A 640-nucleotide genomic window follows, 5' to 3' on the forward strand; every position below is an offset into this window, starting at 1 on the left:
AATTCCGAGTGGATTCGGACGTAGTCGAATCCGCCGTAATTGCAGTTATACATTGTTACCTTGCGTTTTTCTCTTGTTTTTATTTGTCGCATTTTTAATTCTGTGTTCTTTATAAAAATCCGCTGTTAAATTTGCAAATGGCAAATTCTTTCCGATATTTTCAAGTTCATAAAAACTCTTTCCTGTTGAATATTCAATATATTTCATTAACATTTTAAATTCAGTGTCTCTTGGATTTTTAGCTTCTGCGTAGAAAACAAAAGTGTTTTCTAAACAGTCCAATAATTTCAGCCAATAGCCTCCTGTGTGTGGACCTTTCTGTCCAAGTTTGTGAGAATAAAATTGTCTAACTCTTTTTTGAATCGGATTAGTTTTTGATGATGATTGTCCGATATAAAGAATATTTTCATTAGGATTCCAAAATTCACTTAGATGCCCTTTAAAATTTTCAATTCTATCATCTTTTTCTCCGTTTAATTTCAATTCTGTTGCTTCTTTAATCCACTTTGAAAATGCATTTTCACAAATTCCAAAACTTGGATTTTTAGCAATTTGTGTCATAGGGTCATTTGTTTTAGCAATTACATAAACTCCATTAAATTTGGCTTTAAATTCTTCATTCCATTTTACAGGTTTAGAA

The 640-nt window shown here is 30.6% G+C and carries 1 protein-coding gene; it reads right to left on the minus strand.

Going from position 1 to position 640, the window contains the following annotated elements:
• Positions 1-45: 45 nt before the first annotated feature.
• Positions 46-640, minus strand: a 595-nt coding sequence (locus ACFQ1U_RS13690) for a hypothetical protein (protein ID WP_386109340.1), incomplete at its 5' end; no start/stop codon positions are given.

Origin of the sequence: Tenacibaculum geojense (assembly GCF_042676005.1) — a bacterium.
Lineage (GTDB): Bacteria > Bacteroidota > Bacteroidia > Flavobacteriales > Flavobacteriaceae > Polaribacter > Polaribacter geojense.